This is a genomic window from Streptomyces sp. Ru62, assembly GCF_002920615.1.
In the GTDB taxonomy this organism is placed as follows: domain Bacteria; phylum Actinomycetota; class Actinomycetes; order Streptomycetales; family Streptomycetaceae; genus Streptomyces.
The window spans coordinates 18682-41868 of record NZ_PQSU01000019.1 but is presented as its reverse complement, the minus strand read 5'-3'; the positions used below and the strand labels follow the sequence as shown (position 1 = coordinate 41868).

Sequence of the window (23187 nt, the reverse complement as noted above, 5' to 3'; positions counted from 1 at the left end):
TAGGAGGAAGGGCCGCGTCATGCGTTTCAGACCCGCTTCCCTGCTGCTGGCCGCGCTCCTCGCGACCGCCGGCCCCGCAACTCCCGCCCTGGCGGAGACCGCCGCGCCCCCCGGTCTGGTCAAGGACCCGACCCCGTACGTCGATCCGCTGATCGGGACGAAGAACGGCGGCGACGTCTTCCCGGGCGCCGTCGTGCCCTTCGGCATGCTCTCCTTCAGCCCGGAGAACACGCGCGGCGACGCCACGAGAACCGCCGCCCCCGGCGGCTACCAGTACGACGCCACCCGCATCCGCGGCTTCAGCCTCACCCACATGTCCGGCACCGGCTGCGCCGGCGGCAGCGGGGACATCCCGTTCTTCCCCTACGCCGGCGAGGTCACCTCCTCCCCGGCGAGCGACACCAAGGACGCCGTCTACGCCTCGGACTTCCGCCACGCGGACGAGACCGCCGAGCCCGGCCACTACAAGGTCGGCCTCGCCTCCGGCGTCACCGCCGACCTCACCGCCACCGCGCGCACCGGCTCGGCCCGCTTCACCTACCCGGCAGGCAAGCCCGCCTCCCTGCTCGTGCGCACCGCCAACTCCGAGGTGGGCTCGGAGGACTCGACGGTCACGATCGACCCGGACACCCGCACCATCTCCGGCTCGGTCACCTCCGGGAACTTCTGCGGCTACCTCGACCCCGAGGGCCAGCGCGCCTACTACACCCTCTACTTCACCGCCCGCTTCGACCGCGCCTTCCAGGCCGTCGGCACCTGGCACGACGACCGGCTGGACCCCGGCTCCCGCGAGGCGTCCGGCGGCACCGGCGGCTTCTCGCACGGCGGGCGGCCGGTCGCCGGGAAGGGCGCGGGCGGGTACGTGCGGTTCGCGCCCGGCGACGGCCCGGTCAACGTCAAGGTCGGCATCTCCTACGTCAGCCGGGAGGCCGCCGAGGCCAACCTGGCCGCCGAGAACCCGCCGGGGCGGTCCTTCGACACCGTCCGGGAAGCGGCCCGGCGCGCCTGGCGGGAGCGGCTGGGCGCCGTCCGGATCGGGGGCGGCACGGACACCGAGCGCACCACCTTCTACACCGCGCTCTACCACGCGCTGCTGCACCCCAACGTCATCAGCGACGCCGACGGCAGGTACCGGGGCGCCGACGGCCGCGTGCACAGGGTCGACCGTCGCCGGCACGCCCAGTACGGCACCTTCTCCGGCTGGGACGTCTACCGCGACCAGGTCCAGTTGCTGACGCTGCTCGACCCGCGCACGGGCTCGGACATCGCGCAGTCCCTGTACGAGCTGGCCCGGCAGAACGGCGGCGTCTGGGACCGCTGGCTGCACGGCGCGAGCGGCACCCACGTCATGAACGGCGACCCCTCGCCGGCCGCGCTCGCCGGCATCCGCGCCTGCGGCGGCACGGACTTCGACCTCAAGGGCGCCCTGACGTCCCTCGTGCGGGCGGCGACCGTCCCCACACCGCAGGACCTGTCCCCGGCCGGCAAGCCCGTGCTGTCGGCGGGCCAGCGCCCCTCCCTCGACAAGTACCTCAAACTGCACTACATGCCGAGCGTGTCCAACGCCTGGGGCGGGGCCGCCGAGACCCTGGAGATGTCCACCGCGGACTTCGCGATCTCCCAACTCGCCCGCGCGGCGGGGGAGAAGGACACGGCGGACACCTTCGCCCACCGCGCCCAGTGGTGGCAGAACAACTTCAACATCGCCGCCGCGCCGGACGGCGGCTACATCGCCAACCGCAAGGCCGACGGCAGCTGGGTCACCGGCTTCACCCCGGACACCGGCAACGGCTTCGTCGAGGGCACGGCCGCCCAGTACACCTGGATGGTCCCGCACGACCCGGCGGGCCTCTTCGCCGCGCTGGGCGGCCGGGAGGCGGCGCTCGCCCGGCTGGACGACTTCTTCCACGACGCCGACGGCGGCTGGGCCTTCACCGGCAACGGCGGCACCAAGTCGGAACTGGACAACGAGCCGTCGATCAACGTCCCCTACCTGTACGACTACGCCGGCGCCCCCTACAAGACGCAGGAGACCGTCCGCGCGGCGATGCGGCAGCTGTGGTCCACCGAACCCGGCGGCATCCCGGGCAACGACGACCTCGGCGCGATGTCCGCCTGGTACGTCTTCTCCGCCCTCGGCATGTACCCGCAGGTGCCGTCCCGCGCCGAACTGGTCCTCGCCTCACCGCTGTTCGAGCGGATCGAGATCGACCGGCCGCACGGCAACGACATCTCCGTCCACGCCACCGGAGCGGCGGCCGACGCGCCGTACGTCCGGTCCCTGAAGGTGAACGGCCGCGGCAGCGACCGGCCCTGGCTGCCCGCGTCCTTCGTCCGCGACGGCGGCCGGCTCGACTACACCCTGTCCGCCACCCCGGACCGCGAGTGGGGCGCGAGCAGCCCGCCGCCGTCCTTCCGGGAGGGCGAGCAGCCGTACCAGATCGGCGTCGGCCCCACCACGGCCACCCTCGCCCCCGGTGACAGCACGAAGATCGGCATCCGCGCGCTGTCGCTGACCGGCGGCACCGGTCCCGAAGTGCGCTTCCGGGTGGAGACCCCGGCCGGGGTGACGGCCACGCCCGCCGCGGGCACGGTCACCGACGGCGCCCAGGAGATCACGCTCACGGCGGCCCGGGACGCCGAACAGGGCTTCGCCGACGTCCGGGTCACGGTGACCTCGGGCGACTCCTCCTACGAGCAGCCGGTGGCGCTCACCGTGGCCGCCCCGGGCACCCTCCTCGCCGCCTACAACAGCACCGGCGTCTCCGACGACGACGGCGACCACGACGAGGCCGACTACGACGGCGGAGGCTGGAGCTACTCCCGGCAGGCCCTCGCGGCGGCCGGCCTGGCCCCGGGCAAGCAGGGCACGGTCGGCGGTCTCGCCTTCACCTGGCCCGCCTCGCCCGCCGGCCGCCCCGACAACGCCTCGGCGTCCGGCCAGACCGTCCAGCTCGCGAGCCCGGCGGGCGCCCTGTCCTTCATCGGCAGCGCCGTCAACGGCAACCAGCAGACGAAGGCGACCGTCACCTACACCGACGGCACCACCGACACCGTCGACCTGTCCTTCACCGACTGGACCGTGGGCGGCGGTGGCGGCTCCGTCCAGTACGGCAACGAGGTCGTCGCCAAGACCGCGTACCGCAACGTCGCCGGCGCGGACAAGGACCCGGTGGCGACGTACGTCTTCGCCACCAAGCCGTACCGGGCCCCGGCGGGCAAGCAGATCAAGTCCGTCACGCTCCCGCGCAACACGGACCTGCACGTCTTCACCCTCGCCACGGGCTGACCCCCGCACACCGAGGCACACCGAAGCGGCCCCCACCCGGGATCCGGGTGCGGGCCGCTTCCTCATCGCTCGACGCGCACGCCGTCCGGCCGTGGGAACGGCATCATGTCCCAGCCGTGAGGCCAGCCCCGGGACAGCGGCTCGCCGGGCTCCGCCTCCAGCAGCCGCGGGATGCGCCCGCGCCACCATCGGACGTCCTCCTCGTGGCCCGGCCACGGGACGGTGGCGGCGCGGAACCGGGCGTCCCAGCGGTCGAGTACCGGGCGCAGCGCGGCGGCCGGCTCCGCGGGCAACGCGGACCACACCTCTGCCAGACCGTCACGGCACGCCATGTCGTTGTGGTACTCCGGCGCGCACCAGCAGTAGCCGTCCTCCACGCCCGCGACGAAGCCGGCCCACTGGGCGAGGAGCCGGTGAACGGCGAGCACCTCTTCCATGGGCCGACTGTCGCACACACCCGGCCGGTCAGCCCAGCAGTTCCACCTCCGCCAGGGTCGACTCGCCGTCCAGGACCAGGCGGTACTTGGTGTAGGTGCCCGGTTCGGCGATGGTGAAGGCGCGGGTCTGGCGGTCCCAGGTGAACGTCTCCCCGGAGCGGTGGTCCAGGGTCCGCCAGGTCGTGCCGTCGGTGGAGCCCTCCAGGGTCCAGCCGGTCGGTGCCTTGGTGCGGTCGGCTCCCGAGGTCAGCGTGTACTGGACCGGCCGTGCACCGTCCTCGGCCGGAAGGTCCGCCGAGGTGAGCGTCGCGCTCGTCGCCGAGGTGTCGTCGAAGAGCGGGCCGTCACCCTTCAGCACGTCCGCGCGGGGCGTCGGCACCTTGTCGTCCTGGGTGACCGAGACCGGCGCCGCGTCCTTCCCGGTGCCCCACGCCGACGGCTTGGAGCCCATGAAGAAGTCCAGCACACCGCCCTTGGACAGCAGCGAGTGCGGGAGCGAGGTCGACTTCCAGGGGCGGCCGTTGAACATGACGCCCTGGACGTAGACGTTCTTCGCGCTGTTCCCCGGCGCCCGCACCACCAGGTCCCGGCCGTTCTCCAGGTGCACGGTGACCTTCTTGAACAGCGGGGAGCCGATGGAGTACTCGCCGCTGCCCATCACGAGCGGGTAGAAACCGAGGGCGGAGAAGAGGTACCAGGCCGACTGCTCGCCGTTGTCCTCGTCGCCGTGGTAGCCCTGCCCGATCTCGCTGCCGGTGTAGAGCCGGGACAGCGCCTCGCGGACGTACGCCTGCGCCTTCCACGGCTGCCCGGCCGCGTCGTACATGTAGATGACGTGGTGGGCGACCTGGTTGGAGTGGCCGTACATGCCCATCCGGACGTCCCGCGCCTCGGTCATCTCGTGGATGACACCGCCGTAGGAGCCGACGTGGTCGGGGGAGGCCGTCTCCGGGGTGGCGAAGTACTCGTCCAGCTTGTCGGCCAGGCCCTGCCGGCCGCCGTACAGGTTGGCCAGGCCCCGGCTGTCCTGCGGGGCGGTGAAGGCGTAGCCCCAGCCGTTGGTCTCCGTGTAGTCGTAACCCCACACGCGCGGGTCGTACTTCGCGGAGTCCACGCGCCAGTCGCCCTTGTCGTCGCGGCCCTGGAAGAAGCCGGCCTTGGCGTCGAACAGGTTCACGTAGTCGCGGGCCCGGTTGAGGAAGTACTCCGATTCCTCCTTGTAGCGCTTCTCGCCGGTCTTCTTGTAGAGCGCCTCGCCCATCTTCGCGATGCCGTAGTCGTTGACGTAGCCCTCCATCGCCCACGACAGGCCCTCGTGCGTGTCGGTCGAGGTGTAGCCGAGGAAGGGCGAGGTGGACATGCCCTTGCGGCCCACGCCCGACATCGGCGGGACGACGGTCGCGTTCTTCACGGCCGCGTCGTACGCCGCCTTCGCGTCGAACTTCACGCCCTTGACGTAGGCGTCGGCGAACGCCACGTCCGAGGAGGTACCGGTCATCAGGTCGGCGTAGCCGGGGGAGGACCAGCGGGAGGTCCAGCCGCCGTCCTTGTACTGCTGCACGAACCCGTCGACCATCTCGCCGGCCTGGGACGGCGTGAGGAACGAGTACGCCGGCCAGGTGGTCCGGTAGGTGTCCCAGAAGCCGTTGTTGACGTACACCTTGCCATCGACGATCTTCGCGCCGGTGTGCGTCGGGGTGTCCGGGCCCGGCATGGCGGAGAACGGCGAGGCGTACCGGTCCTTGCCGTCGACCCGCTCGAAGCCCGAGTTGGGGTACAGGTACAGCCGGTACATGCCGGAGTACAGCGTGGTGAGCTGGTCCGGGGTCGCACCCTCCACCTCGACCTTGCCGAGCAACTTGTCCCAGACCTGCCGGGCGTGGTCCTTGACCGTGTCGAAGGAGGCGCCGTCCGGGATCTCCTGGCGCAGGTTGTCCTTCGCCTGGTCCACGCTGATGAGCGAGGTCGCCAGGCGCAGGGTCACGGTGCGGTCGGCGCCCGCGTCGAAGCGCAGGAAGCCCTTCACCCCGCTGGAGCCGCCGTCGGTGACCGGCTTGTCGAACTCGCCGTACACGAACAGCCGGGTCGCACCCGTCGACAGGCCCGACTTCACGTCCGAGTAGCCGGTGACGGTCCCGTGCTCCTTGTCGAGCGTGAGACCGGCCTGCTCGGTGACGTTGTCGAACACCACGCTCGCGTCGTCGCCGGGATACGTGAAGCGGAGGGCGGCCGCGTGGTCGGTCGGGGCCATCTCGGCCTTGAGGCCGTTCTCGAACCGGACGCCGTAGTAGTACGGCCGCGCGGTCTCGTTCTCGTGCCGGAAGGGCAGCTCCCGCGCCTCGCGGCCGGTGTCCGGGGTGCCGGACGCGGCCGACGGCATCAGCTGGAAGGTCTGCCGGTCGCCCATCCACGGGCTCGGCTCATGGCTCGCGCTGAACGCCTGGATCGTCGGCAGGTTGTCCGCGTTGTTCGCCCGCGCGTACTCGTACAGCCAGCTCAGCGAGGACGCGTTGGTCACCGGGGTCCAGAAGTTGAAGCCGTGCGGCAGGGCCGTCGCCGGGAAGTTGTTGCCGCGCGAGAAGCTGCCGCTGGAGTTGGTGCCGCGGGTGGTCAGCGCGTAGTCCGACAGATGCGCCTTCGGCTTCTCGGGCGCCACCGGCTTCAGGGTCACGTCGTCCAGCCAGCCGCGGAACTTCGCCGGGCCGTCGGGGGAGTCGTACGCCACCAGGATGCGGTCGACGGTCTTGCCGGCCGCGACCGAGCCGATCCGCGCGGCCACGTTGTTCCACTGGTTGACGTACAGGGCCTTCGACGCGCCCTGCCCGCGCGGGGTGAGCGGGAAGCCGTGGCTGTCCAGCGCGCCCAGGCCGCTCAGATAGGTGCCGTCGGTGAAGGCGAGGTCGACGGAGACGTTCGTGGCGTCGTAGTCGCGGTCGCCGTCGGCCATCGACGGGAAGACGCGGTACGACAGCTGGGTGTCGCCGCCGACCTTGACGTTCACGTCGAAGACCTTGTTGTACGAGTAGGCCCGGCCGGCCGCCGTGTGCCGGCCGGCGTAGCGCAGGGCACGCTTTCCGGTGAACCCGGCGCGCGCCTTGGCGGTCGGGGAGCCGCTCGGGCCCTTGTCGACCAGGGTCAGCATGTCCTGCGGGACCGGACCGCCTCCGCTGCCGGTGGAGAACTGCACGTCGGCGAGCTGGAGGATGTCCGGGGCGCCGGCGTTCTTCGTCACCTCCAGCCGGAAGTGCTGGTACTCGGCCGGCTCGGCGAGGTCGTACGACTTCGTCTGGAACCGCTCGGCGAAGTTCTCGCCCGAGCGGGTGTCGAGCGTCTTCCAGTCCTTGCCGTCGGTGGAGCCCTTCAGGGTCCAGTCCGCGGGGTCGCGCTCGCCGAAGTCATTGGCCGAGGTGAGCGCGTACGTCGTTATCTTCACGGGCTTGTCCAGGTCGAACTCCACCCAGCCGGTGGGCTCGAAGGTCAGCCACTTGGTGCCGGGCTCACCGTCGACGAGGTTCTCCTTGACCTCGCCGGCGCCCGTGTTCTCGCCGCTGGCCCGGACCTCGGTGACATGGTCGGTGACATTGCCCGGGATGCCCGTGCTGTAGCCGCCGTCGACGCCCGAGGCGCGCTTGGTGCCGTCCCGTCCGGTGTCGACGGTGTTCAGCCAGTCCGGCGCCGGGTCGCCCGCCTCGAACGAGGATGCGAACTCCCGGTCGGGCGCCGGAGCCTTGGCGGGCAGGGCGACCGCCGCGCCCTGCGCGCCGACGGCCATGACAAAGGCGGCCGTGAGGACGACCGCCGGACCCCATCTGTGCCGCGTTCTCCGCTGCATCTACCGATTTCCCCTCCTGCGCCCCCTCGGACAACGTTGTCAGCTGCGGGGCGCAGGAACCAGTAGGTGGTCAAGTGGCCCGTGATGTCAAGGGTGTTGGCTGCGGCATTCAGGGAGTTATGTCGCGACTTTTTCCGGCGGGCCCTTCCGCGGGCCTTCATATTTCCGCGAGGTCTCAACTCGGAAAAGACCCAACGCGAACCCTGCATTCGATCTTGCTCAGTTGGCGGGAAGTGGACTATACCTGTCGGCGTTTCCAGCACGACCCAGCACTACCCGACAGCGGTGCCGGGGAGGATCCGGTTCACCGCCTGAGTCCTGGAGAAGGCGAGGACTTGAGCATGGGATCCACTGTGCACCACGGCGTCGAAGGTGTAGGCCGTCGCGATCTGATCAAGCGTTCCGCGGCGCTCGGCCTGGTCGCGGCACCGGGAATGGGCCTGTTGTCCGCCTGTGCCAGCGGGGGCGGTGACGGACAGGACAAGGCGAAGGCGGGCAAGAAGACCGCGAAGAACCCCCTCGGCGTCAACGACACCGCGGGCATGGAGTTCGTCCTCTTCGACGGCGGCTTCGGCAAGGAATACGCCGAGGACGCGGTGAAGGTCTACGGGAAGGACTTCCCCAAGGCCAAGGTGAAGTTCGCCGCCACCCAGAAGATCCAGTCCACCCTGCAGCCCCGCTTCAACCAGGGCAACCCGCCGGACCTCATCGACAACTCCGGGGCCGAGCAGATGGACATGGGGGTGCTCGTCGGCAAGAACCAGCTGGCGGACCTCACCCCGCTGCTGGACGCGCCGTCGTACGACGACCCGGCCAAGAAGGTCCGCGACACACTGCGCCCCGGCATCGTCGAGATGGGCCAGTTCGACGGCAAGCCGGTCTGGGTCCTGTACTACGCCTACACGGTCTACGGCGTCTGGTACTCGCAGAAGGCCCTGGACTCGCTGGACGCGGAATACCCGCAGACCTGGGACGAGATGCTGGCGGTCTGCGAGAAGGCCAAGAAGAAGGGCATGGCGGGCTGGACGTACGCGGGCAAGTACCCGTACTACATCCCCTTCTCGCTCTACCCGATGATCGGCAAGGTGGGCGGCCGCGAGGTCCTCGACGCCATCGACAACCTGGAGCCGAACGCCTGGAAGCACCCCGCGGTCAAGGCCTGCTTCGAGGCCTACTACGAGCTCTACAAGAAGGGCTACGTCCTCAAGGGCACCCCGGGTCTGGACCACATCCAGTCCCAGACCGCCTGGGCCAAGGGCGAGGCGCTGTTCATCCCGAACGGCTCCTGGGTGGAGAACGAGTCGGCCAACGTCATCCCGGCCGACTTCGACCTCGCCGTGTCCGCGCCCAGCGGCCTGGACTCCTCCGACAAGCTGCCGTTCGGCACCATCTGGGCCTCCGGCGGTGAGCCCTTCATCGTGCCGGCCAAGGCGAAGAACGCCGAGGGCGGCATGGAGCAGCTGCGCATCCTGCTCTCCGAGGCGTCCTCGAAGAACTTCACCGCCAAGGTGAAGTCGCTGACCGCGTACAACGGAGGCACCAGCGGCATCAGCCTCACGCCGGGTCTGAAGTCGGGCGTGGCGGCGCTGGACAAGGCGGGGTCCAACGTGATGAATCCGCGTCTGCAGGACTGGTACGTGCAGTTGCAGAAGGAGAAGATCGGTGTGGCCGGTCTCGGCGAGATGATGGCCGGACGGCTCACCCCGGCCGAGGCCATCAAGAAGATCCAGGGCTTTGCCGACGAGGCTGCCAAGGACACCTCCATCAAGCACTACAAGCACCAGTAATCCAGCACCCTGACAGCACCGGAGTGGCGATGCAGCACGGCAAGTACCGGTTCATCGTGGGGTTTCTGGCACTGCCCCTCGGACTGTACGCGCTCTTCGTGGTGTGGCCGTTCATCCAGTCCATCTACTACTCGTTCACGGACTGGACGGGCCTCAGCCCCGAATTCGAAATGGTCGGCTTCGACAACTACAAGAGGATGCTCGACGACGACATCTTCTGGAAGTCGCTACAGCACAGCCTGCTGTTCGCTCTGGTGCTGCCGGTGGTGACGATCGGTCTCGCGCTGTTCCTCGCTTTCATGATCAACGTGGGCGGACGGCGCAGAAGGGGCGGCCCCGTGATCTCCGGGGTCCGGGGCTCGTCCTTCTACAAGATCGTCTATTTCTTCCCGCAGGTGCTGTCGATCGCGATCGTCGCGCTGCTGTTCGCCTTGGCCTACAACCCGGACAGCGGCGCGATCAACTCGCTCCTGCGCGGCATCGGCCTCGACGGCGTGCAGCCGCTGTGGCTGGGCGATCCGAGCCTCGCCCTGTGGTGCGTGATGGCGGTGCTCGTGTGGTCCACGGTCGGCTTCTTCGTGGTGCTGTTCTCCGCGGGCATGGCCTCGATCCCGGCAGAGCTGTACGAGGCGGCGCTGCTGGACGGCGCCAGCCGCTTCACCACCTTCTTCCGCGTCACCCTGCCGCTGCTGTGGGACACCGTGCAGTCCGGCTGGGTGTACATGGGCATCCTCGCCCTCGGCGCCGAGTCGTTCGCGGTCGTACAGATCATGACGACCGGACCGGGCGGTCCCGACTACTCGACCACGGTGATGGTCCTGTACGTGTACCAGAAGGCGTTCCGGGACGGTCAGGCCGCCTACGCCACCACCATCGGCGTCGCCCTGCTCGTCGTCACGCTCGCGTTCGCGGCGATCGTGATGAGGCTGGGCCGTCGCGAGCGGCTGGAGTACTGAAGCGATGAAGACGACCGAGACCCCCGCACCGCTGCCGGCCGAGCCCGGCGCCGGCGTGACCAAGGTGGACGTGCCGCCGGCCGTGCCGTCCCCCGGGCGGAAGAGGGAGGGCAACGTCCTCAACGTCTTCTCCCACGGCATCCTGGTCATCTGGGCGATCATGGTGGTCCTGCCGCTGGTGTGGGCCGTGATGACGTCCTTCAAGGACGACAGCTCCATCTTCGGTTCACCCTGGTCCCTGCCCGACAGGCTGCACTTCGACAACTGGGCGCGGGCGTGGACCGACGCCAACATGAGCGACTACTTCCTGAACACCGTCCTGGTGGTCGGCGGCTCACTGATCGGCACCCTGGTGCTCGGCTCCATGGCGGCGTACGTGCTGGCCCGCTTCGACTTCCCGGGCAACCGCTTCGTCTACTACCTGTTCGTCGGCGGCATGAGCTTCCCGATCATGCTCGCGCTGGTCCCGCTGTTCTACGTGGTCAACAACATGGGGCTGCTGAACACGATCCACGGCCTCATCCTGGTCTACATCGCCTACTCGCTGCCGTTCACGGTCTTCTTCCTCACGGCGTTCTTCCGCACCCTGCCCACCTCGGTGGCGGAGGCGGCCTTCGTCGACGGCGCCTCGCACTCGCGTACGTTCTTCCAGATCATGCTGCCCATGGCGAAGCCGGGCCTGATCAGCGTCGGCATCTTCAACTTCCTGGGCCAGTGGAACCAGTACATGCTGCCCACGGTGCTCAACACCGACCCCGACAAGAAGGTCCTCACCCAGGGACTGGTCCAGCTGGCGGCCAGCCAGGGCTACAAGGGCGACTGGTCGGGACTCTTCGCGGGCCTGGTCATGGCGATGCTGCCGGTGCTCGCGGCGTACATCGTCTTCCAGCGCCAGGTGGTGCAGGGACTGACCGCGGGGGCGCTCAAATAGGGGCTCGACCCGGCGGGGCCGGGCCCCGCGGTCGTCCCGGAAACGCACACCGTCCCCTCCTCGGGGGAGGTGTGCGTCGGCGTGTCCATGTACCCGGAAACGGTTCAACCTCTTGACGGGAGTCGCCCCGAACGGCTCAGCTTAGAGTTCACTAGTTGGACATACACGGGGCCCCGCCGAAGCGGCCCCGCGCTCAGGAGGTCGTCGTGGAGACTCCAGGGTCGCAGTCATCACTGCACCGAGCCAACCTGGAGCGGGTGGTCCGGGCCGTACGGCTGGCCGGGTCCCTCACACAGGCGGAGATCGCGCGGACGACCGGGCTGTCCGCCGCGACCGTCTCCAACATCGTGCGGGAGCTGAAGGACGGGGGAACCGTCGAGGTCACGCCCACCTCGGCAGGCGGGCGGCGGGCCCGCAGCGTCAGCCTGAGCGGGGACGCCGGCATCGTGATCGGGGTCGACTTCGGGCACACCCACCTACGGGTCGCGGTCGGTAACCTCGCCCACCAGGTGCTGGCCGAGGAGGCCGAACCGCTGGACGTCGACGCCTCCGCCGACCAGGGCTTCGACCGGGCGGAACAGCTGGTCAACCGGCTGATCGCGGCGACCGGCGTGGACCGGGCCAAGGTGGCCGGCGTGGGGCTCGGCGTGCCGGGTCCCATCGACGTGGAGTCGGGCACGCTCGGCTCGACCGCGATCCTGCCCGGCTGGGGCGGCACCAAGCCCGCCGAGGAGCTGCGCGAACGGCTCGGCGTGCCGGTCCACGTGGACAACGACGCCAACCTCGGCGCCCTGGGCGAGCTGGTCTGGGGCAGTGGCAAGGGCGTCCGGGACCTGGCCTACATCAAGGTCGCGAGCGGTGTCGGCGCCGGTCTGGTGATCGACGGGAAGATCTATCGCGGCCCCGGCGGCACTGCGGGCGAAATCGGGCATATTACACTCGATGAATCCGGCCCGGTCTGCCGCTGCGGGAACCGCGGCTGCCTGGAGACGTTCGCGTCGGCGCGCTATGTGCTCCCGCTGCTCCAGCCCAGCCACGGCTCCAGCCTGACGATGGAGGGCGTCGTACGGCTGGCCAGGGACGGTGACCCGGGCTGTCGTCGGGTGATCGCCGACGTCGGCCGCCACATCGGAAGTGGAGTGGCCAATCTCTGCAATCTGCTGAACCCGAGCAGGGTGGTCCTCGGCGGTGATCTCGCCGAGGCCGGTGAGCTGGTGCTCGGGCCGATCAGGGAGTCCGTCGGCCGCTACGCCATTCCCAGCGCGGCGCGCCAACTGTCCGTTCTTCCGGGGGCACTTGGTGGCCGCGCGGAGGTGCTCGGAGCGCTCGCCCTCGCCCTCAGCGAGATGGGCGATTCGACCCTTTTGGAGGGTGCGCTGCCCGTGGCGGCGCCCGCCTTCACTTAGAGAACGGATGGCACCGTTGCCATCTCGTTAAGGATTTACTTCTTGACGTCGCACGTGTGGCCGAGTTGACTTCCAGCCACCTCGGCCGCAACGACGCGGCCTCGTCAGGGAGGTTTGAAGAGTGAACAAGCGCATGCGTCGTGCTGCCTTTGCTTTCTGTGCCACCGCAATGACCGTCTCGCTCGCCGCCTGCGGCAGCGCGAAGGAGTCCGGCGGCAACGGTGACAGCGGGAAGACGACCACCCACAAGGGTGACGACATCACCGTCGGTCTGCTCCTGCCGGAGAACCAGACCGCCCGCTACGAGAAGTTCGACAAGCCCATCATCGAGAAGCAGATCAAGGATCTGACCAACGGCAAGGGCAAGGTCGACTACCTCAACGCCAAGCAGGACGCGACCCTCCAGTCGCAGCAGATCGACACGATGATCACCAAGAAGGTCGACGTGCTGATCCTGGACGCGGTCGACTACAAGGCGGTCGCGCAGGGCGTCAAGAAGGCCAAGGAGGCGGGCATCCCGGTCGTCGCCTACGACCGCCTCGCCGAGGGCCCCATCTCCGCCTACACCTCGTTCGACAACGTCGAGGTCGGCAAGACGCAGGGTGAGGCCCTGCTGAAGGCCCTGGGCGGCAAGGCCAAGTCCGGCAAGATCGTCATGATGAACGGCTCCGTGACCGACCCGAACGCCGCGCAGTTCAAGAAGGGCGCGCACGACGTCCTCGACGGCAAGGTGAACGTCGGCAAGGAGTACGACACCAAGGAGTGGAAGCCGGAGAACGCCAACGCCAACATGGAGGGCGCCATTTCCGCCCTCGGCAAGGACAAGATCATCGGCGTCTACTCCGCCAACGACGGCATGGCGGGCGGCGTCATCACCGCGCTCAAGGGCGCGGGCCTCAAGAAGCTTCCCCCGGTCACCGGCCAGGACGCCGAGCTCGCGGGCGTGCAGCGCATCGTGACGGGCGAGCAGTACATGAGCGTCTTCAAGTCGTACCCGCAGGAGGCCGAGACCGTCGCCAAGATGGCCGTCTCGATCGCCAAGACCGGCAAGGTCGACAGCTCGCTCGGCACCACCACCGTCGACAGCGGTACCGAGAAGGGCATTCCGTCCGTCATCGTCCCGGTAGTCTCGCTGACGAAGGACAACATCAAGGACACGGTCATCAAGCAGGGTTACTACACGGTCAACGAGATCTGCACGGCCAAGTACAAGGCCGCCTGCGACAAGCTCGGCCTGAGCTGACACCCCAGGGGCCGCCTCGGCGGCGGTCCCACCGGCCTGCACGGGAGGCGCGCGCCCACTGTCCGCGCGCCCCGTGCCGGCACGTCCGGCGCCCCGCCGCCGACAGCCCCGCAGCACAACGGCGGGGCGCCGGACGGAACGCCCCTCACTCTTCATGTTCAACCTCCCGCCGGGGTCAGGCTCGGGCGGCGAAGGAGATGGTTCACGTGTCCGCTACGCCTGTGCTGGCGTTGCGCGGGGTCTCCAAGCGATTCGGTGCCGTTCAGGCGCTCACCGACGTAGAGCTTGAGGTCCACGCCGGAGAGGTGGTTGCCCTCGTCGGCGACAACGGCGCCGGCAAGTCCACCCTTGTCAAGACGATCGCGGGTGTGCACCCCATCGATGACGGTGTCATCGAGTGGGAGGGCAACCCCGTCACGGTCAACCGGCCGCACGACGCCCAGAACCTGGGCATCGCGACGGTCTACCAGGACCTCGCCCTGTGCGACAACATCGACGTCGTCGGCAACCTGTTCCTCGGCCGTGAGATCAAGCGGCGCGGTGTCCTGGACGAGGTCGAGATGGAGCGCCGCTCGCGCGAGCTGCTCCAGACGCTCTCCATCCGCATCCCCAGCGTCCGCATCCCGATCGCTTCGCTCTCCGGCGGTCAGCGCCAGGTCGTGGCCATCGCCCGCTCCATGCTCGGCGAGCCCAAGCTGGTCATCCTGGACGAGCCGACCGCCGCCCTCGGCGTCGAGCAGACCGCCCAGGTCCTCGACCTCGTCGAGCGGCTGCGCGAGCGCGGACTCGCGGTCATCCTCATCAGCCACAACATGGCCGACGTGAAGGCCGTCGCCGACAAGGTCGCCGTCCTGCGGCTCGGTCGCAACAACGGCGTGTTCGAGGTCAAGACGACCTCGCAGGAAGAGATCATCTCCGCCATCACCGGCGCCACGGACAACGCCGTGACCCGTCGTGCGGCGCGCACCACCGCGGAGGCTCAGAAGTGAGCATCGACAAGACCCAGGCCGAGCCCGTCGACGCGCCCGCCGTCGCGGCCGACGCCGCCCCCGCCGTCGACCCACGCCTGCTCGTGCGCGAACAGGGCTTCGCGGGCTACGTCACCGAGTTCAAGCGCAAGATGCGCGCCGGCGACCTCGGCGCCCTGCCGGTCGTGGTCGGCCTCATCGTCATCTGCGCGATCTTCCAGAGCCTGAACTCCGCCTTCCTCGGCGCGGAGAACCTCAACAACATCTTCGTCGCCATGGTGGCCACCGGCATGATGTCGGTCGGCATCATCTTCGTGCTGCTGCTCGGCGAGATCGACCTATCCGTCGGCTCCGTCTCCGGTGTCTCCTCGGCGATCACCGCCGTGATGAGCGTCACGCACGGCGTCAACGAGTGGCTCGCCGTCCTCGCCGCCCTCGCCGCCGGTGCGGTCATCGGTGCCCTGCACGGCTTCTTCTTCGCCCGGATCGGCGCGCCCGCCTTCGCGGTGACCCTGGCCGGTCTGCTGTTCTGGAACGGCTTCATGCTCCAGATCCTGGGCTCGAACGGCACGATCAACCTCGACGGCGACGGCGTGGTCGGCAAGCTCACCACGTACTACTTCTCGGACGTGGCCGCCGCCTACCTCCTGGCCTTCGTCGCGGTCGCCGGATACTTCCTGTCGGCCTTCCTCGGCAACCGCCGCCGCGCGCTCGCGGGCATCCCGTCCCGCCCGCTCAGCGACATCATCCTGCGCACCGTGCTGCTCGCGGTCGCCGCGTTCGCCGTCGCGGTCATGTTCAACCAGTACAAGGGCCTGCCGCTCGCGGTGCTGCTCTTCGCGGTCGTCCTGGTCGGCAGCGACTTCGTGCTGCGCCGCACCGCCTACGGCCGCAAGGTCTTCGCGCTCGGCGGCAGCGTGGAGGCGTCCCGCCGCGCCGGTATCAACGTCACCCTGGTGCGCGTCTCGGTCTTCGCCATCGCGGGCTTCTTCGCCTCGGTCGGCGGCCTGTTCTGGGCCTCCAAGATCGCTGCCGCCAACCAGAGCGCCGGCTCCGGCGACCTGCTGATGAACGTCATCGCCGCGGCCGTCATCGGCGGCACCAGCCTCTTCGGCGGCCGGGGCCGCACCTGGAACGCGCTGCTCGGTGTCCTCGTGATCACGTCGATCCAGTACGGCCTCGCCCTCCAGGGCATCGCCACCCCGATCCAGTACATGATCACCGGTGGTGTGCTGCTCGCCACGGTCGTCATCGACTCGATCACCCGCAAGACCCAGAAGTCGGCCGGCCGCGCCTGAGCGCGCCCGACGCACCACGCCCTTGCCCGGCACCGTCCACGGTGCCGGGCAAGGGCGTGTCCGGGCCGGTCGCGCGGGTACAGCCGTTCGCGTGAGTCATGACCCCCCGCCCGGCCATCGGGCGTACGGACGGAACACTAGACTCGTCCAAGCCCGGCAACAGCTCGATCAGCTCTACTGCAAGGAGGCACGGGTGCCGCTGCTGACCCGCATCAGGGGACCGCGCGATCTGGACCGGCTCAGCCTGGAGGAGCTGGACCAGCTGGCGGAGGAGATCCGGACCTTCCTCGTCCAGGAGGTCTCCAAGACCGGCGGGCACCTGGGCCCCAACCTCGGTGTGGTGGAGCTGACCATCGCCCTGCACCGGGTGTTCGAGTCCCCGAAGGACAAGGTGCTGTGGGACACCGGCCACCAGTCCTACGTGCACAAGCTGCTCACCGGCCGGCAGGACTTCTCCCGGCTGAAGATGAAGGGCGGCCTGTCGGGCTACCCCTCGCAGGCCGAGTCCGAGCACGACGTCATCGAGAACAGCCACGCCTCCACCGTGCTCGGCTGGGCCGACGGCATCGCCAAGGCCAACCAGCTGCGCCGGCGGGACAGCCATGTCGTCGCCGTCATCGGTGACGGGGCCCTGACAGGCGGTATGGCCTGGGAGGCGCTCAACAACATCGCCGAGGCCAAGGACCGGCCGCTGGTCATCGTCGTCAACGACAACGAGCGCTCCTACGCCCCCACCATCGGCGGCCTCGCCAACCACCTGGCCACCCTGCGCACCACCGACGGCTACGAACGCTTCCTGGCGCGGACGAAGGACATCCTCGACCGCACCCCGGTCGTCGGCAAACCGCTGTACGAGACCCTGCACGGCGCCAAGAAGGGGCTGAAGGACTTCATCGCCCCCCAGGGCATGTTCGAGGACCTCGGCCTGAAGTACGTCGGCCCGATCGACGGCCACGACATCGAGGCGCTGGAGTCGGCGCTGGCCCGGGCCAAGCGGTTCGGCGGGCCGGTCATCGTGCACTGCCTGACCGAGAAGGGCCGCGGCTACCAGCCCGCCCTTCAGGACGAGGCCGACCGGTTCCACGCCGTCGGCAAGATCCACCCCGACACCGGGCTGCCGATCGCGTCCTCCGGCGCCGACTGGACCTCGGTCTTCGGCGAGGAGATGGTCAAGCTCGGCGAGGAGCGCGAGGACGTCGTCGCCATCACGGCGGCCATGCTCCAGCCCGTGGGTCTCGACAAGTTCGCCAAGCGTTTCCCCGAGCGGGTGTACGACGTCGGGATCGCCGAGCAGCACGGCGCCGTCTCCGCCGCGGGCCTCGCGTACGCCGGGCTCCACCCGGTCTTCGCCGTGTACGCCACCTTCCTCAACCGCGCCTTCGACCAGGTCCTCATGGACGTGGCCCTGCACAAGTGCGGCGTCACCTTCGTGCTCGACCGGGCCGGCGTCACCGGCACCGACGGCGCCTCGCACAACGGCATGTGGGACATGTCGATCCTCCAGGTGGTGCCGGGGCTGCGGCTCGCCGCGCCGCGCGACGCCGACCAGGTGCGGGCCCAGCTGCGCGAGGCCGTCGCCGTCGAGGACGCGCCGACCGTGGTGCGCTTCTCCAAGGGCGCCGTCGGCCCCGCCGTACCCGCCGTGGGCCGGATCGGGGGCATGGACGTGCTCCGGGAGCCGGGCACCGACCGGCCGGACGTGCTGCTGGTCTCCGTCGGCGCGCTCGCCCCGATGTGCCTGGAGATCGCGGAGTCGCTGAACAAGCAGGGCATCTCCACCACCGTGGTCGACCCCCGCTGGGTCAAGCCGGTCGACGAGGCCATGGCCCCGCTGGCCGAACGGCACCGGGTCGTCGTCACCGTCGAGGACAACAGCCGCGTCGGCGGTGTCGGCTCCGCCGTCGCCCAGGCCCTCAGGGACGCGGGCGTGGACGTGCCGCTGCGCGACTTCGGCATCCCGCCGCGGTTCCTCGACCACGCCTCCCGCGCCGAGGTCATGGCCGAGATCGGGCTGACCGCGCCCGACATCGCCCGCCAGGTCACGGGGCTCGTCTCCAAGCTGGACGGGCGGTTCGACCGTACGGCGGGTGCCGTGGACTCGGTGGAGCCCGCGCGCGACTAGAAAACGCCTCCACGGGCCGGTTCCGCCGCTTCTCCCGGTGGCGGAACCGGCCCGTTTGCGTGAACCTGCCTGTGCCGGGGAATACGGACCCAGGCCCTCTCGATCATGTCGAGGACGACAAGCGTGGGAGGTAGGTACGTGAGCAACGCGCTGTTCCGGACGAAGAACGTCGAGCAGTCCATCCTGGACACCGAGGAACCCGAACACTCGCTCAAGAAGTCGCTGACCGCCCTTGACCTGACCGTGTTCGGCGTCGGTGTCATCATCGGCACCGGCATCTTCGTCCTCACCGGCACGGCGGCGAAGAACACCGCCGGCCCCGCCGTGTCGCTGTCCTTCGTCGTGGCCGGTGTCGTCTGCGCGCTCGCCGCCCTCTGCTACGCCGAGTTCGCCTCCACCGTCCCCGTGGCGGGCTCCGCCTACACCTTCTCCTACGCCTCGCTCGGCGAACTCCCCGCCTGGATCATCGGCTGGGACCTCGTACTGGAACTGGCCCTCGGCACGGCCGTGGTCGCGGTCGGATGGTCCGGCTACATAGCCTCGCTGCTCGACAACGCGGGCTGGCACCTGCCCCAGGCCCTCTCCGGCCGGGACGGTGCCACCGGCTTCGGCTTCGACATCCTCGCCGCGGCCCTCGTCGTGGTGCTCACCGCCATCCTCGTCATCGGGATGAAGCTGTCCGCACGGGTCACCTCCGTGGTCGTCGCGATCAAGGTGGCCGTCGTCCTCGTCGTGATCATCGCGGGTGCCTTCTTCGTGAAGAGCGGCAACTACGACCCCTTCATCCCGAAGGCGCAGCCCGCCGAGGCGGGCGGGAACCTCAAGGCCCCCCTGATCCAGCTGATGTTCGGCTGGGCGCCCTCGGACTTCGGCGTCATGGGCATCTTCACCGCGGCCTCCGTGGTCTTCTTCGCGTTCATCGGCTTCGACGTCGTCGCCACCGCCGCCGAGGAGACCCGCAACCCGCAGCGTGACGTCCCGCGCGGCATCCTCGGCTCCCTGATCATCTGCACCGCCCTGTACGTCGCCGTGTCGATCGTCGTCACCGGCATGCAGAAGTACAGCGCGCTGTCCATCAAGGCGCCCCTCGCCGACGCGTTCAAGGCCACCGGGCATCCCTGGTACGCGGGCCTGATCAGCTTCGGCGCCGCCGTCGGCCTGACCACGGTGTGCATGATCCTGCTGCTCGGCCAGTCCCGGGTCTTCTTCGCCATGAGCCGTGACGGGCTGCTGCCCCGCTTCTTCTCCCACACCCACCCGCGGTTCCGCACCCCGTACCGGTCCACCATCCTGCTCGGCGGCGTCATCGCGATCGTCGCGGGCTTCACCAGCCTCAGCGAACTCGCCGAACTGGTGAACATCGGCACGCTGTTCGCGTTCGTCGTCGTCGCCCTCAGCGTCATCATCCTGCGCAAGTCCCGCCCGGACCTGCACCGCGCCTTCCGCACCCCGTGGGTCCCGGTCGTCCCGATCCTCTCCGTGTGCGCCTCGCTGTGGCTGATGCTCAACCTGCCCGCCGAGACCTGGATCCGGTTCGCCATCTGGATGGTCATCGGCTTCTTCGTCTACTTCCTCTACGGCCGCTCGCACAGCCGCCTCGCCCGGCGCGAGGAGACCGCGGCCGCCGAAGCCGCGCGCCCGCCGAAGGCGACCGAGTAACCGCACACTCGCGCCCCGGCCCCGTATGTCCCGCTTCGGCTGGGACGGCGGGGCCGGATAGCGTGCGGACCATGCTCGCCGCCCCGCTCGCCCCCGCACGGACCACGGTCACCCGGACGGCGTACTGGGCGCGGCTGCTGCCCCTCCTGGCGACCCTGGCCTGCGTCACCCGGATCCCGTCCTTCCGCCGGCCGCTGTGGAACCCGGACGAGGGCTTCCTCGCCGTACAGGCGAGGCTGCTCGCCCAGGGCGGGGAGCTGTACGACACCGTCGTGGACCGCAAGCCGCCGCTGCTGCCCTGGCTCTACCAGGCCGCGTTCGCGCTCTGCGGCTCCGGCTCCCTGACCCCGCTGCGGGTGCTCGCCGTCCTCGCCCAGCTGCTCACCGCCGTGCTGCTGGCCTCCCTGGCCCGCCGCCGCTGGGGCGAGCGCGCCGGGCGCACCGCAGGGGTGCTGTACCTGCTGGTCTCCGTCGGGCTCAATCCCGAGGACGCGCAGGCCGCCACCTTCGAGGTGTTCATACTGCCCTGGACGGTCGCCGCCCTGTGGTGCGCCGACCGGGGGCGCTGGGGCGCCGCCGGGGTCGCCGTCGCCGCCGCGTTCCTCACCAAGCAGACCGGCGGCGCGGTGCTGCTGCCGGTGGCCTGGCTGCTGCACCAGCGGGGCGGCAGCCGCGCGGGCCTGCCACGGCTCGCGGCCGGCTGCGCCGCGCCCGTGCTCGGCGCGGCCCTGGCGACCGACCCGGCCGGCTTCCTGTTCTGGACGGTGACCGGCTCCGCCGCCTACGCCTCCGTCACCGGCTCCGAACTCCACGTCCTGGCCCGCGCGCTGACCAACACCGCGATCCTGGCGGTGGCGTCGGCGGGGCTGCTCCCGCCGGTCGTACGGGCGCTGCGGGGCGCCCGCGCCGGAGCGGCCGAGGTGTGGCTGTGGCTGTGGCTGGCCTCCTCGGCGGTCGCGGTGGCCCTCGGCTGCCACTTCTTCGGCCACTACTACCTGCAACTCATCCCGCCGCTCGCCCTGCTGGCCACCGCCGCGCTGCACGTCCTGCCCCGGGACGGGCACCCGGCCGCCGTGCTCACCTCGGCCTGCTGCTGCGCCCTCTTCGTCGGCTGGGGCCTGTTCGCCCCGCGCCCCGAACTCGCGCACGCCGAACGGCTGGCGGCGGCCCTCACGCACCGCACGGCACCCGCCGACCGGGTCCTCGTCTGGGGGATACACCCGGAGGCGTACTGGCTGGCCGGCCGCACCCCCGCCACCCGGTACCTCACCGCGGGTCTGCTCACCAACTACAGCGGCGGCCGGGACGGCCCCCAGGTCGGCGAGAAGTACGCCGTCGCCGGTGCCTGGCCGGTCTTCCGGCGCGAGATGACCGCGCACGCCCCCGCCCTGGTCGTCGACGACTCCCGCGGCAAGCCGTACGCCCCCGCCCGCCTCCCCACCCTCCACCGCCTGCTGACGGCGCGTTACACGGAGGTGGCCAGGGTGGACGGCGCGGTCCTGTACGCCCGGGTCCCGGAAGGTTGACGGCGGGGGCGTCGGCGGGCGTACTCCGGAGTCGTACCGTGTGCTGGGCCCGGGACAGCGGGGCGCGGCTGGGCGGAGGTGCGTCGGCCGCGGCGGGCGGGTCGGTGGTGGCCTCCCGAGCGCCGTGGGCTGCCCGCGGACCGCGACGGGCCCTCCCGGCTCCGGGCCCGGTGCCGTCGGACGGCGGTGGCCAGGTGCCGGCGGGGGACCTCCCTGGCCCCATGAACGGAGGGCGCCGCTCAGCCGAGGATCGTACGGGGACCCGCCACCTCCGCGCCCAGGGCCGTCACGCGGCGGCGCAGTTCGCGGTCGGCGGTCACCACCAGGCGGGGCCGGCCGGCGTGCCCCGCGGTCAGCTCCACGATCAGGTCGTCCCCGCTGCCCGGCGCCGACTCCACCCGCACACCCGGTACGGATGCCACGCCCCGGGCCGCGCCCTCGACCACGAGCACGATCTCCACGGGCCCCGGTTGCCCGGGCAGGCCCTCACCCGCCAGCCGGTCCCGCAGCCGCTCGGCCGCCCCCTTGCGGTCCCGCCACCAGCCGTCGGGCCGCGACCCGACGACGTTCGCGCCGTCCACCACGACGAGCAGGGGGGAGGGGGCGGGGGAAACGGGGTCGCGGGGGTCGGTCATGGAGCCCAGGGTCCCATGACCGTGGCCGGGGGCCGGGCCCCGGGGCCGGTACCGAGCGGCTTAAAGTGAACCGGTGAACGGCGACTGGCTCCTCCGCGGCCGAGACGGCCGCCTCAGTGTCTACCAGCTGTCGGGCGACGCCGTCCTGTGCCGGGCGGAGCGCGGCACCCGCGGCCCCTGGTCCGCCCCGCGCAAGGTGGGCGGCGAACAGAAACTGCACACCGTCCTGGCCGTCGGCCAGGGCGCCGACGGCTACGCCCACCTGGTCTCCTGGCGGCCCACCGTGAAGGGCGAGTCCGGGCTGGTGCACTCCACGCACTTCCGCCCGCACCTGGCGGCCCTGGACTGGCACCCGGTCGGTCACCCGGACAAGAAGGGCGACCGCACCGGCACGCCCGCCGTCGCGGTGGACGCCCAGGGCCGCGCCCACGTCTTCGTCCGCAACAGGGGCGGCGGGGTCAGCATGCTCGCCCAGAAGGAGAAGGGCGGCTGGGACCCCTGGCGGGACCTGAAGGGCAAGGAGGTCCAGGACGGACTCGCGGCGGTCACGGGGGAGTCCGGCCGGGTCGAGCTGTACGCGGCGGTCCCGCAGGGCCTGCTGTACTGGCGTCAGGAGGAGCCGGGCGCCCAGCCCGTGCTCCAGGAGGCGCTGCAGGCACCGGTCCGGCCGGGCACCCTGCGCGCCCTGGCCACCTCTCCGGAGCGTACGACCGTCTTCTACACCGGCACCTCCGGCGACCTGTGCGCCTGGCGTCCGGGCGACGAGCCGGTCGCCGTGCTGCCCGCGGCCGGCCCCGGCCCGGTCTCTGCGGTCCGCTGCGACCTGGACGGCCATGACTGCACCCTGCTGGTCCAGCGGACCGAGAGCCGCCGTGTCGCCTTCGCCGCGTATCCGACCGAGCTGGAGTCGGCGGGCGCCTGGTGGACCGAGTCGGGCCCCGAACTCCCGCTGGACGCGCTGGTGTCCCTGGCGGCGGACGAGGAGGGCCGGGTGGTGGCGGCAACGTTGTCCCCGTCGACCGGACGGCTCCTGCTGACCCGGCGCAAGGACGAGCCGGGACTGGCCCTGGAGGCGTGGCGGGAGGTCTGAGTGCGCCA

General features: G+C 70.4%; 15 protein-coding genes. 12 read left to right on the top strand and 3 right to left on the bottom strand.

Features of this window, described 5'->3' with window-relative positions; all coding sequences use genetic code 11:
- Positions 1-19: 19 nt before the first annotated feature.
- Positions 20-3289: a GH92 family glycosyl hydrolase gene (locus C3492_RS25365; RefSeq protein WP_103814353.1), complete on the top strand. Its 3270-nt coding sequence runs from the start codon at positions 20-22 to the stop codon at positions 3287-3289.
- A 62-nt stretch (positions 3290-3351) separates the two neighbouring features.
- On the opposite strand, the gene C3492_RS25360 is transcribed toward C3492_RS25365, so the two are convergent.
- Positions 3352-3726, bottom strand: a complete 375-nt coding sequence (locus tag C3492_RS25360; RefSeq protein ID WP_146075711.1) for a hypothetical protein — start codon at positions 3724-3726, stop codon at positions 3352-3354.
- A 28-nt stretch (positions 3727-3754) separates the two neighbouring features.
- Complete coding sequence (locus tag C3492_RS25355; RefSeq protein WP_258055878.1) at positions 3755-7558, bottom strand: GH92 family glycosyl hydrolase; 3804 nt, start codon at positions 7556-7558, stop codon at positions 3755-3757.
- A gap of 341 nt (positions 7559-7899) precedes the next feature.
- On the opposite strand from C3492_RS25355, the gene ngcE reads away from it, so the two are divergent.
- From ngcE to C3492_RS25305, 10 genes are all read left to right on the top strand, one after another.
- Entirely contained in the window at positions 7900-9345 is a 1446-nt protein-coding gene (gene ngcE, locus C3492_RS25350; RefSeq protein ID WP_103814349.1) for an N-acetylglucosamine/diacetylchitobiose ABC transporter substrate-binding protein, read from the top strand.
- Between the two features lie 29 nt (positions 9346-9374).
- The gene (locus tag C3492_RS25345) at positions 9375-10301 is read left to right on the top strand and encodes a carbohydrate ABC transporter permease (RefSeq protein ID WP_103814348.1); all 927 of its coding nucleotides are present in this window, start codon (positions 9375-9377) and stop codon (positions 10299-10301) included.
- Positions 10302-10305: 4 nt separating this feature from the next.
- Complete coding sequence (locus C3492_RS25340) at positions 10306-11232, top strand: carbohydrate ABC transporter permease (RefSeq protein ID WP_103814346.1); 927 nt, start codon at positions 10306-10308, stop codon at positions 11230-11232.
- 206 nt (positions 11233-11438) lie between these two features.
- The gene (locus tag C3492_RS25335; RefSeq protein WP_103814344.1) at positions 11439-12638 is read left to right on the top strand and encodes an ROK family transcriptional regulator; all 1200 of its coding nucleotides are present in this window, start codon (positions 11439-11441) and stop codon (positions 12636-12638) included.
- 169 nt (positions 12639-12807) lie between these two features.
- On the top strand, positions 12808-13881 hold the full coding sequence (locus C3492_RS25330) for a sugar ABC transporter substrate-binding protein (protein WP_258055877.1): 1074 nt from the start codon (positions 12808-12810) through the stop codon (positions 13879-13881).
- Positions 13882-14078: 197 nt separating this feature from the next.
- Entirely contained in the window at positions 14079-14870 is a 792-nt protein-coding gene (locus tag C3492_RS25325; RefSeq protein ID WP_031095404.1) for an ATP-binding cassette domain-containing protein, read from the top strand.
- Entirely contained in the window at positions 14867-16147 is a 1281-nt protein-coding gene (locus tag C3492_RS25320) for a sugar ABC transporter permease (RefSeq protein WP_103814338.1), read from the top strand. The genes C3492_RS25325 and C3492_RS25320 overlap by 4 nt, the downstream gene beginning before the upstream one ends.
- 193 nt (positions 16148-16340) lie before the next feature.
- Complete coding sequence (gene dxs / locus C3492_RS25315) at positions 16341-18269, top strand: 1-deoxy-D-xylulose-5-phosphate synthase (RefSeq protein WP_103814336.1); 1929 nt, start codon at positions 16341-16343, stop codon at positions 18267-18269.
- Between the two features lie 138 nt (positions 18270-18407).
- Positions 18408-19928 (top strand): amino acid permease, encoded by a 1521-nt coding sequence (locus C3492_RS25310; RefSeq protein ID WP_103814334.1) that lies wholly within the window; start codon positions 18408-18410, stop codon positions 19926-19928.
- A gap of 71 nt (positions 19929-19999) precedes the next feature.
- The gene (locus C3492_RS25305) at positions 20000-21454 is read left to right on the top strand and encodes a glycosyltransferase family 39 protein (RefSeq protein ID WP_103814332.1); all 1455 of its coding nucleotides are present in this window, start codon (positions 20000-20002) and stop codon (positions 21452-21454) included.
- A 239-nt stretch (positions 21455-21693) separates the two neighbouring features.
- On the opposite strand, the gene C3492_RS25300 is transcribed toward C3492_RS25305, so the two are convergent.
- The gene (locus C3492_RS25300; RefSeq protein ID WP_103814330.1) at positions 21694-22089 is read right to left on the bottom strand and encodes an NTP pyrophosphohydrolase; all 396 of its coding nucleotides are present in this window, start codon (positions 22087-22089) and stop codon (positions 21694-21696) included.
- A gap of 73 nt (positions 22090-22162) precedes the next feature.
- Here C3492_RS25300 and C3492_RS25295 point away from each other — a divergent pair, with 73 nt between their 5' ends.
- Positions 22163-23179 carry a hypothetical protein gene (locus C3492_RS25295; RefSeq protein ID WP_103814328.1) on the top strand — a complete coding sequence of 339 codons (1017 nt, stop codon included), beginning with the start codon at positions 22163-22165 and terminating at the stop codon, positions 23177-23179.
- Positions 23180-23187: the final 8 nt, after the last annotated feature.

What these genes read in the sequence shown, in the direction of transcription:
- C3492_RS25365 (WP_103814353.1), top strand. Translation starts at nt 20, where the DNA reads ATGCGTTTCAGACCCGCTTCCCTGCTGCTGGCCGCGCTCCTCGCGACC.
- C3492_RS25360 (WP_146075711.1), bottom strand. Translation starts at nt 3,726, where the DNA reads ATGGAAGAGGTGCTCGCCGTTCACCGGCTCCTCGCCCAGTGGGCCGGC.
- C3492_RS25355 (WP_258055878.1), bottom strand. Translation starts at nt 7,558, where the DNA reads ATGCAGCGGAGAACGCGGCACAGATGGGGTCCGGCGGTCGTCCTCACG.
- ngcE (WP_103814349.1), top strand. Translation starts at nt 7,900, where the DNA reads ATGGGATCCACTGTGCACCACGGCGTCGAAGGTGTAGGCCGTCGCGAT.
- C3492_RS25345 (WP_103814348.1), top strand. Translation starts at nt 9,375, where the DNA reads ATGCAGCACGGCAAGTACCGGTTCATCGTGGGGTTTCTGGCACTGCCC.
- C3492_RS25340 (WP_103814346.1), top strand. Translation starts at nt 10,306, where the DNA reads ATGAAGACGACCGAGACCCCCGCACCGCTGCCGGCCGAGCCCGGCGCC.
- C3492_RS25330 (WP_258055877.1), top strand. Translation starts at nt 12,808, where the DNA reads ATGACCGTCTCGCTCGCCGCCTGCGGCAGCGCGAAGGAGTCCGGCGGC.
- C3492_RS25325 (WP_031095404.1), top strand. Translation starts at nt 14,079, where the DNA reads ATGGTTCACGTGTCCGCTACGCCTGTGCTGGCGTTGCGCGGGGTCTCC.
- C3492_RS25305 (WP_103814332.1), top strand. Translation starts at nt 20,000, where the DNA reads ATGCTCGCCGCCCCGCTCGCCCCCGCACGGACCACGGTCACCCGGACG.
- C3492_RS25300 (WP_103814330.1), bottom strand. Translation starts at nt 22,089, where the DNA reads ATGACCGACCCCCGCGACCCCGTTTCCCCCGCCCCCTCCCCCCTGCTC.